General features: G+C 66.8%; 14 protein-coding genes. 4 read left to right on the forward strand and 10 right to left on the reverse strand.

The genetic code is table 11. The features are described from left to right. Positions 1-7: 7 nt before the first annotated feature. From AB1281_RS16655 to AB1281_RS16670, 4 genes are read right to left on the reverse strand one after another with little or no spacing between them, the layout of a single operon-like run. On the reverse strand, positions 8-367 hold the full coding sequence (locus AB1281_RS16655) for a helix-turn-helix domain-containing protein (protein ID WP_097048884.1): 360 nt from the start codon (positions 365-367) through the stop codon (positions 8-10). Then, a complete protein-coding gene (locus tag AB1281_RS16660) occupies positions 364-666 on the reverse strand; it encodes a type II toxin-antitoxin system HigB family toxin (RefSeq protein ID WP_065178056.1) in 303 nt (100 codons plus the stop codon). Before AB1281_RS16660 ends, AB1281_RS16655 begins: the two co-directional genes overlap by 4 nt. Before the next feature lie 49 nt (positions 667-715). Beyond that, positions 716-1,054: a hypothetical protein gene (locus tag AB1281_RS16665; protein ID WP_097048883.1), complete on the reverse strand. Its 339-nt coding sequence runs from the start codon at positions 1,052-1,054 to the stop codon at positions 716-718. Continuing rightward, entirely contained in the window at positions 1,051-2,094 is a 1,044-nt protein-coding gene (locus tag AB1281_RS16670; RefSeq protein ID WP_430346439.1) for a S41 family peptidase, read from the reverse strand. Before AB1281_RS16670 ends, AB1281_RS16665 begins: the two co-directional genes overlap by 4 nt. 414 nt (positions 2,095-2,508) lie before the next feature. Between AB1281_RS16670 and AB1281_RS16675 the strand changes: the two genes are divergently transcribed. Then, complete coding sequence (locus AB1281_RS16675; RefSeq protein WP_430346440.1) at positions 2,509-2,940, forward strand: hypothetical protein; 432 nt, start codon at positions 2,509-2,511, stop codon at positions 2,938-2,940. A 105-nt stretch (positions 2,941-3,045) separates the two neighbouring features. On the opposite strand, the gene AB1281_RS16680 is transcribed toward AB1281_RS16675, so the two are convergent. Continuing rightward, positions 3,046-6,072: an autotransporter outer membrane beta-barrel domain-containing protein gene (locus tag AB1281_RS16680; protein ID WP_430346441.1), complete on the reverse strand. Its 3,027-nt coding sequence runs from the start codon at positions 6,070-6,072 to the stop codon at positions 3,046-3,048. A gap of 84 nt (positions 6,073-6,156) precedes the next feature. Between AB1281_RS16680 and AB1281_RS16685 the strand changes: the two genes are divergently transcribed. Beyond that, positions 6,157-6,582 carry a hypothetical protein gene (locus AB1281_RS16685; protein WP_430346442.1) on the forward strand — a complete coding sequence of 142 codons (426 nt, stop codon included), beginning with the start codon at positions 6,157-6,159 and terminating at the stop codon, positions 6,580-6,582. On the opposite strand, the gene AB1281_RS16690 is transcribed toward AB1281_RS16685, so the two are convergent. From AB1281_RS16690 to AB1281_RS16710, 5 genes are read right to left on the reverse strand one after another with little or no spacing between them, the layout of a single operon-like run. Beyond that, complete coding sequence (locus AB1281_RS16690; protein ID WP_430346443.1) at positions 6,567-7,649, reverse strand: acyltransferase family protein; 1,083 nt, start codon at positions 7,647-7,649, stop codon at positions 6,567-6,569. The genes AB1281_RS16685 and AB1281_RS16690 overlap by 16 nt on opposite strands. After that, entirely contained in the window at positions 7,649-8,797 is a 1,149-nt protein-coding gene (gene nagA / locus AB1281_RS16695; RefSeq protein WP_430346444.1) for an N-acetylglucosamine-6-phosphate deacetylase, read from the reverse strand. Before nagA ends, AB1281_RS16690 begins: the two co-directional genes overlap by 1 nt. Beyond that, positions 8,797-9,825 carry an SIS domain-containing protein gene (locus tag AB1281_RS16700; RefSeq protein ID WP_430346445.1) on the reverse strand — a complete coding sequence of 343 codons (1,029 nt, stop codon included), beginning with the start codon at positions 9,823-9,825 and terminating at the stop codon, positions 8,797-8,799. Before AB1281_RS16700 ends, nagA begins: the two co-directional genes overlap by 1 nt. 7 nt (positions 9,826-9,832) lie before the next feature. Next, on the reverse strand, positions 9,833-10,900 hold the full coding sequence (locus AB1281_RS16705) for a LacI family DNA-binding transcriptional regulator (protein WP_006391719.1): 1,068 nt from the start codon (positions 10,898-10,900) through the stop codon (positions 9,833-9,835). A 39-nt stretch (positions 10,901-10,939) separates the two neighbouring features. Next, on the reverse strand, positions 10,940-12,229 hold the full coding sequence (locus AB1281_RS16710) for a sugar MFS transporter (RefSeq protein WP_430346446.1): 1,290 nt from the start codon (positions 12,227-12,229) through the stop codon (positions 10,940-10,942). 376 nt (positions 12,230-12,605) lie between these two features. Between AB1281_RS16710 and AB1281_RS16715 the strand changes: the two genes are divergently transcribed. Next, on the forward strand, positions 12,606-13,622 hold the full coding sequence (locus AB1281_RS16715) for a glucokinase family protein (RefSeq protein WP_014038497.1): 1,017 nt from the start codon (positions 12,606-12,608) through the stop codon (positions 13,620-13,622). 143 nt (positions 13,623-13,765) lie between these two features. After that, positions 13,766-16,453, forward strand: a complete 2,688-nt coding sequence (locus tag AB1281_RS16720; protein ID WP_430346447.1) for a TonB-dependent receptor — start codon at positions 13,766-13,768, stop codon at positions 16,451-16,453. Positions 16,454-16,509 lie beyond the last annotated feature (56 nt).

The following is a 16,509-nucleotide window of genomic DNA, read 5'->3' on the forward strand; positions in this document are numbered from 1 at the left end:
CAGGGCTTCAGCGGCCGATGAGACTTTCCGCGGGAATGCCCAGGTTGCGGTGGAGCTTCCGGATCATTTCCAGAGTCAGGCCGCGCTTGCGATTCAACACCTCATAGACACGGTTGAGCTGGCCGATGGACGGCACCAGATCCTTCACTGTCAGACCGCCCTGCTCCATGCGGAAGCGGATTGCGTCGATGGGATCTGGCGGTTCGATCGGGTAGTGCTTCGCTTCGTAGGCTTCAACCAGCGTTACGAGAATTTCGAATCGATCGCCATCCTCGCTTCCCGGCTCCGGCTCGTTGTCTACATAGGCCGAAATCTCGCGCAGAGCGTTCTCGTAGTCGCTTTCCGTACGGATGGGCTGGATGTTCATAGAAGCTCCACAGTGTCGGCGTCGATCCGGTCGTATTCGGCGTGGGTGCCAATGAACTTGATGTAGACCACTTGAAACCTGTAACCCACAGCGACGATGAGCCTGTAGCTGTTGCCCTTTATGTTGAACACCACACGACTGTTCGCCACGAAACTTGCGCTTGCATAACGTTGGCGTACGTCGTGCGGCGTGTCCCATACGGCGTGCCTGACTTCGTCGTACCAGGACCTCAGCGCTGCTTCCGAATCAGGGTGGCGTTCCCAGAATCGTTTCAGCGTCGCCAAAGCAACCACTTTCATTCGGACATCCTAGTCCCAATATGGGACATAAGCAACAGTTTCATCTTCATCAGCGGCCGATGTACCCGTGCCGCCACAGCCAGCCAAGCGCGGCCAGCCCGGCCACCCCCACCAGCATCAACGGCAGGCCAAAGCGGTGCCGCCACGGGATCGGTACCCCGCCCAGCTGCTGGTCCATGGACTCGGTATCCAGCACCCAGCCGTGCTCGCACCGGGTGCAGGCCAGTTCGTAGCGGCGCTGGTAGGTGAAGCCAAACAGCAGGTCGATGCGCGCCATCTTGTAGCGCAGCTGCGGGGCGAACTCGGTTTCCGTCTGGCAGCGCAGGCAGTGATGCGCTTCGGTGGGGCCGACGATCACCACCCGTTCCTGTTGGCCGATCAGGATCATGTCCGGTTGCCTTGGCAAGCGGGCTGGGCCAGCAGCCAGGCCTGGGCGGCGGCGACGGTGGCGGCGTCACCCTGGACGCGCTGGTCGGGTTCGATCCTCAACCCATCGCCACGATCATTGCGGTCCCGCATCACGCTGGTGGTCAGCAGCAGGCGACTGCCATCGGCAAGGGTGTGCGCGACATTGCCGGTGGAGACACCCGCGGTCGGCTGGCCGAAACTCCGCGCCTGCGGGCGGCCACGCCACGCCAGCACCGCGGCCTCGCCCGAACTGCCGGTGCGGGGCCCGAACAGCACCGCCACCGGTGCGCCGGGCTGCCGCAGCACATGGCCGGACTGGCCGAAATCCAGCAATGGCTTGCCCGCCAGCTGCACGGCGGTCGCCGTCAACGTCCAGCGCTGCGGCCCGTGCGCGGTTTCGAACGAGCCCACGTCCTCGTTGTTCACCACCGAGGTACGCAGCAGCGGGGCCATGCCCAGCAGCATCGGCCACATGGCGCCACCGCCGTTATCCCGCAGGTCGACGATCCAGCCACAGCGCGCGCCATCGTCCTTGCTGCGGATGACCTGCTGCCAGCGCGCGGCACGCTGGATGTCCTGACGGAATTTTTCCTGCGGCGTCGCACCGGGCGTGGAGGCATAGCCCTCGACGACCACCCAGCCGATACGCGCATCCACCGCATCGGCGGCCCTGGCCCGGTCCACGGCGGCAGCGCCGGCCTGCTGCGCACGCGCAAGGGATTCGCGCTGGCGCTGGGGCGTGGTCCATGCACCATGGTGGCCGGTGCTGAGCGCAATGGCTTCGCGCAGAACGGCCAGCCGTTGCGCGGGGTCACCCTGCACCGATTGCAGTCGTGTGCGGGTGGCAGGCCAGTCCACCCGGTCGCGATACAGCGCCTGCCGTTCAAGCAGGTTGAGGATCTCGGCCTGGGCCTCCGGCGAGGGTATCTCGACCGCGCTTGGCGTATCGGCCATGGCGCCGGTCGCCAGCAATACGAGCATCAGCGCGCCGATGCGACGCACTCCCTTGCGAACCTGCATGCGACGTTTCCTTGTCGTTGGGTCAGGCGCGCAGGATAACCGGGAGAGGAGCGCTTTCGCCACGCGCGAACTGTCGTATCTGACCCTGCCGCGACCTGCGGTAAAGCAGGCGCCAGGCGATCAGAACACTGCAACTTTGCCCATGTCATCGCGGCGTACAACGCGCCAAGGTGGCCCCGTCGGCGCCTCCTGCGCTGGCCGGGATTGGCGTCCTGAAGGAAGCTTTTCACGAGCGGGCTTGCAACGTCGTTGCCGGCCCGAACAATGCACCGTCCGTCGTTCTGCGGCGGGCGGTGCGTGGGGATCCCCGGATCCGCCGGCGTCATTCCTCGTGAAGAGCTTCACCGGCACGCCAACCCGCACCGCCCGCCACCTCGCATCCCGCAGGTGGCCTTGCCTTGTGAGGTTGCCGCCATGAACACGCCCTACCCCACCTATCCACGCCTGCAGGCACTGCTCGGCGCAGCATTGCCCGGCCTGCAGCTGTCCACTACCGCCGCCGAAGCGTTGGAAGATGCGCTCGCCGAAGTCCACGAACAGGCGCCGCCATCGGCATTCTTCGCGCGGTTGCGTGGTATTGCGCACAACCAAGCGGCCGATGAGCAGCCGTGGCGCGAGCGGCAACTCAGCGAGGCGCGCGGTCGGGAACTGGCCGAGGCCACGCGCTGTCTGGCGGCGTTGTCTGCGTGTGGGGGTGTGTTGCTGGCCGCACAGTCGGCACGCGAGATGGACGATGCGGCGGCGCAGTGCCCGCCGCAGGTGGAGGAAGGGTTGCTGCATGCGGTGGTGGTGCTGGCCGATCACGCGGGTGGATTGGTGGCGCCGGGTGCAGGCGCGGGAGCGTGACGTCGTTGGATTCGTGTCGACCAAGGTCGACACCTACCAGAGCGGATCGTGGCCGTGACGGGATGAGTGCCGACCCAGGTCGGCACCTACCCAAGCCTGCGGTTGTCACCAATCCGCGCGCAGGCCGATGTTGCCTTCAATGATGCGGCGCTTCTCGTTGCGGTCGCCACCCAGTTCGCGCGTGTAGTCGGCCACGGCATAGGCGCTGATGGTGCGATTGAAGCGCCCGACCACACCCACGCCGGCTTCCAGTGCGCGCGAGCGCTGCGAGTTGACGATCACGTCATCGTCGAAGCCGATGCGATCCTCGCCGGAACGGCCATGCCAGTAATTGAGCTTGAAATACGGCTGCCAGCCGTTGTCGGCCAACTGGTAGTCGCCGGCCAGGCGCAGGCCGATGCGGCCGGTCCAGGCATTGTCGTTGTCGAAACGCACGCTCGACACTTCATCGCGCCGGTCGTCCAGGGAGGTGCGCTGCCAGATCACCTGCACCTGCGGTTCCAGCCACCAAGCGGATTGACCGAAGTGCAGCAGCGGCTTGCCGGCTTCCACCGATACGCTGGTGCCATCGCCCTTGATGCCGAAGCCAAGCCCGCGCGAGGAACGTACACGGCCGTCGTAGCGGCTCTGCATCGCCACGGCGTCGATATAGCCGCCCGTGCTGTCGGTGAACGTCCAGTACAGGCCCACGTGCTTGTCATCCAGGCGGTTCTGGCCCACCTGCACATTCTCCCAGCCCAGCGCCAGGCCGGTGGTCTTGCCCTGCGCGCGGGTGCGGCCGACGAATACGCCGATCTGGTTGCGATGATTGTCAGACGCTGCGGCCCACACATCCAGACCGGCCTGCAGGCCCATCACATCGCCATCGAAGCCCGGCTGCGCATCCCCCTTCCAGTGGATCTCGCTGCTCTGTCCCACCAACCGGCCCCACGCGGTGCGGAACGCACCCTGGTTGTACAGCAGGCGCTGCTCGCCCTGCCGCTCATGGAACGTGCCGAGGCTGGCCAGCGAGGTCTCGCGCAGCAGCGGCGGCACCACGGCGTAGGCGGCGGTCTCCACGCGGTACAGCGGTACCACCGCCCCTTCGGCCGGGCGTGCACCCGGCGTCGGCGGCGCACCGGTACCGGGCAATGCACCACCGGCCACCGGCACGTCCGGCACCGCCGGATCGCTGGGCGGTGCCACCGGCGTCGGTTCCGGTGGCGGCGGTGGCGGCGCGGTCTCGCCCGCGGTCAGGTCCGGATCGGTAGCGCCTTCCGGCGGCGGTGGCGGCGCCGGGGTGATCGGTGGTGGCGGTGCCACAGGCGGCGTCAGTGGCGGTGGCGTGGCACTGCCGCCGCCGTTGGGTGCTGGCGTCGGCCCGGTCACCAGCGTCGAGCGCAGGTACCAGTTTTCGCTGGTACCGGCACTGACGCCGCCCTTGAACAGGAAGTACTCGTAGGCACCGGCCGCGACCGGTGCGAACAGCGAGAACGCGCCCGGCGCGGTACGGCCACCATTCAATGCCTGCACCACCAGGATGCCATCGGCCAGCGTGGCCGCGCCGCTGCCGCCGGCATTGAGCACGCCGATGCCGGTGGTGCCGGTGGCAGTGCCGCCATCTATCACCAGGCGGTCGCTGGTGGAATTGTCCGCGCCGAGCACGGTACGCAGGTACAGGCCACCGCCGTCACCGCGGTAGTTGCCACGCACGGTGAACACGTCGCCAGCACCGGTACCGGTCAGGTCGATGCGCCCGGCATTGACCATCTCCACCAGTGCACCACTGTTGAACGGGCGGATGGCATGCCCCCCACTGCCCGCGTAGACGGTACTGGTGTCATCCACCGTGAGCGTGCCGGTGCCGGTCCCGCTGTCGCCCAGCACCAGATCACCATCGAAGGTCAGCTCTGTGCTGTTGGCCAGGCTGATCGTCTCCCAGTTCTGGAAGCGGCCCACGCCCGCGGTCTTGACGTTGCTGAGGTTGAGCTGGTCGATGCCGCTGCCGCCATCGAACAGCGGTACCGCACCGAGGTTGCCCTGGTTGAGGTTGCTGAGGTTGGCCACGTCGTTGTCCGGCCCCATGTCGATCGCGCCGTAGACGATGCCGCCGCCGTTCCAGTTGAAGGTGTCATTGCCGGTACTGAGCAGCACCTGGCCACGCACGGTGCCATCGCTGATGGTCACGCTGTCATTGCCGCCGCTGACGCTGATGTTGCCACCGATGTAGGCCGTACCCGAGATGATGATGGTGTCGGTGTCGAAGCCGGTCACCACGTTGCCGTCCACGGTGCCGCCGGACTGGTCCCACAGGTTCTTGTCCAGCTTCATGTTGACGCGGCCGATGCGACCACCGGTCATCCACGCCTGGTCGCCATCCTCGAACGCGCCGATGATGCGGCCACCGCTCATGCGGAACGTATCGATGTTGTCGCCCTGCTGCAGCGCGCCGATCGTGCCGCCACTCATGACGAAATCATCGCGGCCACTGCCCTGCGCCACCACGCCGGTGACAGTGCCGCCCGTGACGGTCATCTGGTCATCGCCGCTGCCCTGGTCGACGCTGTCGATGGTGCCATTGCTCAGCAGCAGCACGTCGTTGCCGTCGCCCTGCAGGACGCCGCCGGTGATGCTGCCGGCCTGCATTTCCAGGCGATCATTGCCGGCGCCGAACTGCACGCCGGTGCGCCCGCTGATCGTTCCGCTGTTGACCAGCACGCTGTCGCCGGCGCCAACGAACTGCAGGGCCGTGTTGTTGCCGGTGCTGATGCTGCCGGCGTTTTCGACGCGGCTGCCACCGCCAAGCTGGACAGCCACGCCCCCCACCGAACTGATCGTGCCGAGGTTGGACAGCAGGTGCCCGCCGGCCCCGACCAGCGAAATCGCACTGCCACCACCGCTCTGTTGCAGTTGTGCCGTGCTGGCGACATTGACGGTGATACCCGCCGCACCAGTGGCAGCGATGGGAACGGTCTGCGGATTCGGCGCGCTGGCATCGCAGGTGACCGTCTGGCCTGCGGCCGGGGCGGCATTGTCACAGCCGGCCCAGGCGACACTGGCGGTCAACAGCATGACGGACGGGACAGCCAAGGCCTGCAACACGGAAACAGTGAGGCGGCGGGGACGGAAAGCGCGCGGGGCGGCACGGGACATACAGCACTCCTGGACAGGGGATCAGGAACTGCGGGCATGCGGTACTGCGAAGGCAGTCTGCCGCGTGGTGAATGGTTTCGATAGGTGAAATTGCGTGCCGGTTATCACAGTTCAGATGCGAACTTGATCGGGCATCACCTCGCCTCTACGTGGCTGAAACCGTTCATCATGGCGGTGATCGCGCGCCACGCGGAGAGCATCCACGCATGGCGTGGATCTACCGGGCGAGGGGCGAACGCGATGGAGGCGGATTGGCCAGTAGATCCACGCCATGCGTGGATGAACCCCGATACGCCAGTAGATCCACGCCATGCGTGGATGAACCCCGATACGCCAGTAGATCCACGCCATGCGTGGATGAACCCCGATACGCCAGTAGATCCACGCCATGCGTGGATGAACCCCGATACGCCAGTAGATCCACGCCATGCGTGGATGAACCCCGATACGCCAGTAGATCCACGCCATGCGTGGATGTGGCGCGCCGCCGGGGGTCAGATCTTCAGATAGATCTTCCGCCGGTCCAGCCACCACGCCACGCCCCACCACAGCGCGACGAACACCAGCGCCTGCAGCATCGACGCCAGTTCCAGCGCCTGCGGCATCGCATTGGCCAGCTGCTGCCCGATCCAGCCCCAGGCGCCGGTCGCCATCAGCGCCACCGACATCACCGATGCCCCCAGGTACGCGGTGATCGCGTTGACCCCGAAGCGCCGGCCCAGCGCCGGCCAGCCCTTCTGGTCGATCAGCACGTGGCCCAGCCACAGCGCCAGCGCGGCCAGCCCGCCGGTCCACAGCACATAGCTGGGCGTCCACAGCTGCTTGTTCAGCGGCAGCACCGTAGCCAGCAGCAGGCCCAGCACGGCGGTTGCCACACCCAGGCCGGCCAATGCCGCCGAACGCCCGTTGCGCAGCAGGCCACCGGCAATCAGGCCGAGCACCGTGCTGGCCAGCGCGCCCAGCGTGCTCAGCAATCCTTCCGGGTCATGTCCGAGCCCGGTATCGGCGTGCCACTGGTAGATCCACGGTGCGAACAGCGTGGTATCCAGGCGGCTGGCCGGGTTGGTCCACGGCGCCAGGTCGCCGATGCCCAGCAACAGCACGGTGTAGCCCACCAACAGCGCGACCAGCACGCCGGCCTGCATGCGCGGCCGCGCATACACGGCCAACACCCCCACCAGCGCCGCACATACGGCAATCCGCTGCAGCACGCCCCAGATGCGGAAGTGAGGGGTATGCAGCGCCCACCAGATCAGCAGGTGCAGCAGCGCACCGGCCACCAGGATGCGCAGCGCGCGTTCCAGCACGCCGCGCGCCAATGCCGGTCGCGCCGCCGCATCCCGCGCGCGCGGTGCCACGCTGAAGGCCATCGACACGCCGATCAGGAACAGGAAGAACGGGAACACCAGATCGGTGGGCGTGCAGCCATGCCATTCCGAATGGCGCAGCGGTGCGAACACCGCGCTCCAGTCACCCGGGTTGTTGACCAGCAGCATTGCCGCCACGGTGATGCCGCGCAGGGCATCGATCGAGCCCAGGCGGCGCGGCGGCATGCTTCCCTTCAAGGGATCGGCCATCAGGCGGCCTCGTACTGTCCGGCAATCCAGGTACCACGCACCTGCAGGGCGTCATCCAGCAGGACTAGGTCGGCCTGGTAGCCCTCGGCGATGTGGCCGAGGCGGTCGTCGACGTTGAGGAACTGCGCCGGATAGGTCGAGGCCATGCGCGCCGCTTCGGCCAGCGGTTGGCCGAGCAGCTGCACGGTATTGCGCACGGCGGTGGCCATGTCCAGCGCCGAACCGGCCAGCGAACCGGCGGCATTGCGCACCACGCCATCGATGGCGGTGATGATTTCGCCATACAGCACGTAGCTGGGATCGTCGGCGCCGACCGGCGGCATCGCATCGGTCACCAGCAGCAGGCGGCCGCGCGGCTTGGCCGCCAGCGCCACGCGCAGGCTGGCCGGATGCACATGCACGCCATCGACGATGATGCCGATCCAGCTGTCGCGGTCTTCCAGCGCAGCGCCCACCGCGCCGGGCTCACGGCCCTGCAGCGGCGACATCGCGTTGTACAGATGGGTGAAGCCACGCACACCGGCATCCAGGCCGGCGCGGATCTCTTCATAGGTGCCTGCGGTGTGCCCAGCAGCGACGATCACGCCGCGCTCGACCAGCGCACGGATGGTCTCCAGCGGCACGCGTTCCGGCGCCAGGGTCAGCAGGGTCACGCCGTTGTCCAGCGATGCGGCCAGCGCGATCTCTTCTTCGTCCGGCACGCGGAACTTGCTGGCATCGTGCGTGCCCTTGCGCGCCGGCGCGATGTACGGGCCTTCCAGATGGATGCCGATCACGCCCGGCACGCCCTGCGCGATTGCCTCGCGCATCGCACTGATCGCCTCACGCATCACGCCCACGTCATCGCTGATCAGCGTCGGCAGCATCGCGGTGGTACCGAAACGACGGTGCGCCTGCGCGATGGTGCGCAGTGCCGCCACGTCCGGCGTGTTGTTGAACAGCGCACCGCCACCACCGTTGACCTGCACATCGATGAAACCGGGCAACAGCCAGCCCCCGCCCAGGTCCACCTGCTCGGCGGCCTGGCCGAGCTGCGGCGCAGCGTCAGGCAGCAGCGCGCTGATGCGACCGTCCTCGATCACGACCGCCAGATCGTCGCGGAACTCATCGCCGGCAAGAATGCGGGCGTTGCGCAGCACCGTTGCCATCACACCGTCTCCGTAACCTTGTTCAGATGCGGCGGCAGGTCCGGGTTGAAGCCACGACGCAGCGCCAACGCGTTGATCGCGCGATAGAAGCTCTGCACGGTCAGCAGTGGTGCGCACAGCGGGTGCGGCGCGGCGGCCACCGGCAGGTTGCCACCGGCACCGGCCATCCACACCTGCGCGCCGCGCGTGGTGAACTCATCGACCACCGCACGGGTTCCGGCACCAGTTTCGTCCGGCTGGGCGAAGGCCAGCACCGGGAAACCACGGCCGACCAGCGCCATCGGGCCATGCTTGACCTCGGCCGAGCTGTAGGCTTCGGCGTGCAGGCTGCAGGTTTCCTTGAACTTCAGCGCCGCTTCCTGCGCCGCGCCCAGGCCCAGGCCACGGCCGAGCACGAACAGGTTGGTGGCATCGACCAGGCCTTCGGTCACCACGCTCCAGTCGCACTGCCAGGCCTCGCGCATCGCGTCCGGCAGCAGGTCCAGCGCCGCACGCAGGCTGCTGTCCTGCTTCCAGTACGCGGCCAGCTGCAGCAGTGCGGCCAGCGAGGCCAGGTAGCTCTTGGTGGCCGCCACGCTCTTTTCGGCACCGGCATGCAGCGGAATGACCGTGTCGGCCAGCTGCGCCAGCGGCGAATCCTCGACGTTGACCAGCGCGATCACGCGCGCACCGGCGGCCTTGGCAGCTTCCGCGTTGCGCAGCAGGTCCGGGCTCTTGCCCGACTGCGAAATGACGATGAACAGCGCACCGCGCAACTGAAGCGGCGCGGCATAGACCGAGCCCACCGACGGCGAAGCCGATGCGACCACCAGGCCCAGCTGGGTTTCCAGCAGGTATTTGCCATAGGTGGCGGCATGATCGGAGCTGCCGCGTGCGCAGGTGACCACGAACGGCGGCGGCGCGGCGCGCAGGCTGGCGGCCAGGGTTTCCATGGTGGCGTGGTTGCGCGAGAACTGGCGCGCGACCACGTCGGCCGCTTCCGCGGCCTCGGCGAACATCAGGGTGGACGTGGGGTCTGACAGCGACATGGCAGGCTCAGGCAGGATCGGAAGGAAGGGGGCGTGCGCCGGCCGGGCGCATCGGCGCGGTCGAACCGCGCACCACCAGCTGCGGCACGAAGCCCTGGTTGTGCAGCGGCGCGGGCGCGTCGTCATAGGCGTCGCTGCGCAGCTGCGCGATCAGCAGGCGCGCGGCATGGCGAGCGATGTCTTCGGTGGCCTGCTTGGCGGTGGTCAGCGGCGGCCACGACTGGCGCGAGAACGGGCTGTCCTCGAAACCGGCGATGGACAGGTCGTACGGCACGTTCATGCCGGCTGACTTCGCGGCGGCCAGCACACCGGCGGCTATTTCGTCGTTGGAACCGAAGATGGCGGTGGGCGGTTCGCGCAGCGCCAGCAGGCGGCGTGCACCGCGGAAGCCATCGTCGAAGGTGTAGTCGCCCTGCACCACCAGGTGCTTGTCCACGGTCATGCCGTAGTCCTTCAGCGCGGCTTCGTAACCGGCATAGCGCTCGCCCGAGGATCGGTGCGAAATGCCGCCCCAGAGGAAGCCGATGCGCTGGTGGCCCAGCTGGATCAGGTGCTCGGTGATCTCGTAGGCCGCCTCGCGGTCGTCGACGAACACGCAGGCACCGTCGGCCGGGTCTTCGGTGGCGGCGATGATGCGCACGAGCTTGATGCCACGCGCGGTCAACGCCTGGATCAGGTCGCGGCGTTCGGACATCGGCGCCGTCAGCACCAGCCCGGCCAGGCGCGAACGCTGCACCCAGTCGGCCAGTTCATCGGCCAGCAGCGGCGAGCTGGAATCACAGGGATGGATCTGCAGGCCGAAGCCGGTCTCGCGGCAGGCGGCCAGCACGCCGTTCTGCACGCCGATGATGTGGTACGGATTCGGGTTGTCGTAGACCAGCCCGATCACGAAGGTGGTGCCGCTGCGCAGGTTGCGCGCCGACGGATCGGGTTCGTAGTCGAGCTCGGCGATGGCACGCAGCACCCGCGCACGGGTGGCCTGCATGACCGAGGGCTCGTTGTTGATCACCCGCGAGACCGTCTTCAGCGAGACCTTGGCCTTCTCCGCAACGTCCTTGATGGTCGCTCTGCGCATGGGTTTTCCCTGGGGTTGGCTGCCGTCCATCATCGCCGATCAGGCCTTGTCCTGCGGCAGGCCGGCGCGGTGGCCGATCACCGAGTAGAACAGGATGTACAGGTAGCAGGGCACCATCAGCAGCACGAACACCAGCTGGAAGTCGATGTGCTGCTTGAGCACGGCGAACAGCTGCGGAATGATCGCGCCGCCGGCGATGCCCATCACCAGCAGGGCCGAGCCAGTCTCGGTGAAGCGGCCCAGGCCGCGGATGGCCAGCGGGAAGATCGCCGGCCACATCATGGCGTTGGCGAAGCCCAGCAGGGCCACGAAGGCCACCGATACGTAGCCGTGGGTAGCCCAGGCGCCGAGGCAGAACACCACGCCCAGCACCGCCGAGAAGGTCAGGTAGCGCGACTGCGACACCACGGTGGGAATCACCAGCAGGCCGACCACGTAGCCGACCAGCATCGCGCCCAGGGTGAGCGAGGTGAACATCTTGGTCTGGTCCAGCGGCAGGTCGAAACCATGGCCGTAGGTACCGATCGCATCACCGGCCATCACCTCCACACCCACGTAGACGAACAGGCACAGCACGCCCAGCCACAGGTGCGGGAACTGGAAGATGCTGCGGCGTTCGGCGGCACCGGCCGCGACCGGCGTGGCGTTGGCTTCGGACGACTTGATTTCCGGCAGCGGCGAGAACAGCACGGCCACCGCCAGCAGCACCAGCAGGCCGGCCATCGCCAGGTACGGCGCATGGATCTTGGCGGCGAATTCGTTCAACAACTGCGCCTTGGTGGCTTCATCCGCAGCGGCCACCGTGGCCGAGAGATCGCCGATGCCGTGCAGCACTACGGTGCCGATCAGCACCGGCGCCAGCATGCCAGCGATCTTGTTGCAGATGCCCATCAGCGCGATGCGGCGTGCCGCCGTCTCGATCGGGCCGAGGATGGAGATGTAGGGGTTGATCGCGGTCTGCAGCAGCGCCAGGCCGCTGCCGATCACGAACAGGCCGCCGAGCGCACCCGGGTACCAGCGCTGGGTGGCGAATTCACCGAACAACGCGGCACCACCGGCCATCACCAGCAGGCTCAGGCTGAGGCCCTTCTTCATGCCGGTGCGGCGCAGGATCCACGACGCCGGCAGGGCCAGGAAGAAGTAGGACAGGTAGAACACCATCAGCACCAGGAAGGCGCCGACCTCGCTGAGTTCGAAGGCCAACTTGACGAAGGTGATCAGCGGGCCGTTGAGCCAGGTGAAGAAGCCGATCAGGAAGAACAACACGCCAACGATGGCGATGGAGGTGGCCACGTTCGGGCGCGCGCTTGCAGCGGGGACGGCGGACATCAGGAGGGCTCCTGCGGCGACGGCCGCAGAACGCGGCGTCGGAGAGTGGCTGGGAACAACGTTGTCACATTCTTTCGATGGACAACGGCGGTTTGTCAACTTCCATGCACGCCCTTGTGAACCTCATGCTGCACTGCGCAAGCCGATTGCTGTGCACCGCGCTGAATGCGCCATTGGCCTTGAGCCCCGTGCTGCAACGGTTCCCGTGTGAATCCAGCACTCACGTCATGTAAACGTTTACCGCCTGCCGCATTCGTTGCGGCGCAGCAACGAAAGTGTCACGAACTCGTTGACATCGTTGTCAGCACGGTTACAGACTCCGCCCCAATCGCCGCCCCCGATCCCGGGGCCGGCCTCACCTGCAGCAGGAGCCCGCGTGACCGCCAGCCACCCCGCCCCGGCCCATGTCCTGTCCCGAGTCGCGCCCTCGTTCCTGGCCGCCGACGTCGGTGGCACCCATGTGCGCGTGGCCCGGGTCCAGGCCAGCGGTGATGCCGCCCACCCGGTGCAGGTGCTGGAGTACCGCAAGTACCGCAATGCCGACCATGCCGGCCTCAGCGCGATCCTGTCCGACTTCCTTGGCGAAGGCCCGCGGCCCACGCATTGCGTGGTTGCCAGCGCCGGCTACGCCCGCGAGGACGGCACGGTGATCACCGCCAACCTGCCGTGGCCGCTGTCGGCACGCCAGGTGGAAGCGGACGTCGGCCTGCAGCGGGTCTACATCGTCAACGACTTCGAAGCGGTGGCCTATGCCGCCGCCCAGGTGGACGCCAGCGGCGTGCTGCACCTGTGCGGGCCGGACACCGCCGCGCGTGGCCCGACCCTGGTGGTCGGCCCTGGCACCGGTCTCGGCGCCGCGCTGTGGATTCCCACCGCGCATGGTCCGGTGGTCCTGCCGACCGAAGCCGGCCAGCCGACCCTGGCGGCCAGCACCGAACTGGAAATGGCCATCGTCCGCCACATGCAGCGCGACCGCGCCCACGTGTCGATCGAGCATGCGATCTCCGGCCCGGGCCTGATGAACCTGTACCGCGCAGTGTGTGCGCTGCAGGGCCAGGCACCGACGCTGGCCAGCCCCGACGCGGTCACCGCCGCTGCCATGGCCGATACCGATGCGCACGCGCGCCAGGCGCTGGATGTGTTCTGCGGCCTGCTCGGCAGCACCATCGGCGACATGGCGCTGTTCTATGGCGCCCACGGTGGCGTCTACCTGGCCGGCGGCATCCTGCCGCAGATCCGCGAATACCTGCACGCCAGCACCTTCGTCGAACGCTACCTGCAGAAGGGGCCGATGGGCGAAGCGCTGGCACGCATCCCGGTGAAGGTCGTCGAGCACGGCCAGCTGGGCGTGGTCGGCGCTGCCAGCTGGTATCTGCAGCAGTCGGCCGCCTGACACCGCAACAGGCTTCAACGCAATCGCAGCACGCTGTACGTGGCACGCCAACGCACGGGACTTCGCCGCCGCCCCGCGCATGTCTTCGCAACCGTAACCGAACACCGCCGCCGGCATCCAATCGAGTGATGAGGAGAGACATCATGAACACCCGCAAGACCCTGCTTTCGGCCGCCATCGTCAGCTGCATCGCCTTCAGTGCGCACGCGCAGCAGGCCGCCCCGACCGCCACCGACCTGGACACCGTGACGGTTACCGGTATCCGTGGCTCGATGGAAAAGTCGCTGGACACCAAGCGCGAAGCCAATGCGCGCGTGGAAGTGGTCACCGCCGAGGACGTGGGCAAGCTGCCGGCGCACAACGTCGCCGACACCCTGCAGCGCCTGCCGGGCGTCAACATCAGCTCGTCCAGCGCCGATGAAGGCGGCTTCGACGAAGCCGACCGTGTCAGCCTGCGCGGCACCAGCCCGAGCCTGACCCAGACCCTGATCAACGGCCACACCGTGGGCTCGGCCGACTGGTTCGTGCTCAGCCAGGGCAACAACGTCGGCCGCAGCGTCAGCTACTCGCTGCTGCCGTCGGAACTGGTCAGCTCGGTGGAAGTGAACAAGTCCTCGCAGGCCAAGCTGCAGGACGGCGGCACCACCGGTACCGTCAACATCATCACCCGCAAGCCGCTGGAATTCTCCAAGCAGTTCACCGCTGAAGGCTCGATCGGCATGGTGCGTTCGGACCAGGCCAAGTCGAACGACCCGCAGTACTCGGCACTGTTCAACTACAAGAACGACGAAGGCACCTTCGGCGTGATGGTGCAGGGCTTCAGCCAGAAGCGCGAACTGCGCCGTGAAGCGCAGGAAATCCCGGGTGGCTTCTTCACCCTCGGCCCGAACGACGACGTGGTGAAGGGCAACGCGGCAAAGGGCGTTGCGCCGCATCCCGATCTCAATGGCGTGGAAGTTCCCGGCCTGCTGGGCTCGACCCTGTTCGAGCAGACCCGCGAGCGCAAGGGTGGCCTGGTCTCGCTGCAGTTCAAGCCGAGCGACAATCTCACCCTCGGCCTGAACGGTTTCAGTTCCGAGCTGAAGGCGAACAACTACAACCGCAACTTCATGATGTTCGGCAACAGCTTCGCCAAGTCGCAGGCGCCGGATCCGGGCTATGTGATCAAGGATGGCGTGCTGACCAACGCCACCTACAAGGGCGTGCCGGGCACCGACTATGCGGTGTACGACATGATCTACCGCGAGTCGAAGGCCAAGTCGAGCTATGTCACCTTCGATGCCGACTGGCAGATCAACGACAGCCTGACCGCCAAGTTCCAGGCCGGCAGCACCAAGGGCACCGGCGAGACGCCGCGCCAGTACATCGCCGAGGTCACCCTGGGCAACGGCGGCGGCGTCGGCTGGACCACCCACGGCAATGGCTCGCCGATCGACTGGAATGTCGGCGGCGATATCTCGCCCAACGGCGTGACCAGCTTCGGCACCTGGGGCAACCAGCAGGTCACGGCTGAAGACAAGGAGAAGTGGGCCACGCTCGACTTCAACCAGTACTTCAATGATGGCGGCGTGCTGAGCTCGATCGACTTCGGCCTGCGTTTCGCCGACCACAAGCGCGAAGCGCTGTCGCCGGAAGGTGCAACCCCGGGTGACATCTGGAGCGCGCTGAAGAACGGTGCCACGGCCAACTATCCGAGTGGCTTTGCCGGTGACATCGGCGGCACCTTCCCGCGCAACCTCTGGTACTTCACTCCGGGTGCGCTGAAGGACGCCGTGACCAACAACTCCACCTGGCTGGCCGGCAATGATGGCCCGACCGGTCGCCACAACTATGGCGCCGAGTGGAAGGTGAAGGAAAAGAACTTCGCCGGCTACGTGCAGGCCAACTTCCGCGGCGACTGGTGGAGCGGCAACGTCGGCCTGCGCTACGTCAACATCAAGCAGGACATCGACACCTACAACGCCGTCAGCAAGGCTGCCGACGCCGATGTCAGCAGCCTGTTCGGCATGTGGGAGCGCCTGGCCTTCCAGAACAAGCGCAACCGTGTGCTGCCCAGCGCCAACATCAAGTTCGACCTGGACGACTCGCTGGTGCTGCGCGTCGCCGCCTCGCAGACCCAGACCCTGCCGGACTACTCGGCACTGGGCGCCTCCTCGTACGGTTCGGACCTGAACCGCACCGGCGGCGGTGGCAATCCGAACCTCAAGCCGACCCTGTCGACCAACCTGGATGCCAACCTGGAGTGGTACTTCATGCCGCGCGGCCTGCTGTCGGTGGGCGCGTACCACATGAACCTGAAGGACTACATCGCCTTCGACGTGGTCTCGCGCCAGCTGTACAGCGAACTGACCAACCAGCTTGAGACCTACCAGATCTCCACCCCGATCAATGCCGACGGCAAGGTCACCGGCGTGGAAGTGGCCTACGAGCAGCCGATCGGCGAGTACTTCGGCATCAATGCCAACTACACCTACGCCAACGGCACCACCTCGCACACCTGGTCGGATGGTTCGCACAACCTGCTGGGCACCTCGAAGAACACCTACAACGTGGGTGCCTACTTCGAGAACGAGCGCTTTGGTGCCCGCGTCAGCTACACCCGCCGTTCCTCGTTCCTGATCAGCCTGTCGGGCACCAACCCGTACTACCAGGATGACTTCGGCACGCTGTCGGCCTCGCTGAGCTACAAGGCCACCGACTGGCTGAGCATCACCCTGGATGGCCTGAACCTCAACAACCCGACCTACAAGTACTACCAGACCGCGGCCATCCCGACCTCGTTCTACAGCAACGGTCGCCAGTACTACCTCAACTTCCGCTTCAAGTACTGATCCAGCGGCGGCAACATCGCCGAGTCGTGCACGCACGCCGGGCCTGGGTCATTCCG

The sequence above is a fragment of the Stenotrophomonas sp. NRRL B-14846 genome (assembly GCF_050473585.1).
Taxonomy (GTDB): Bacteria; Pseudomonadota; Gammaproteobacteria; order Xanthomonadales; family Xanthomonadaceae; genus Stenotrophomonas.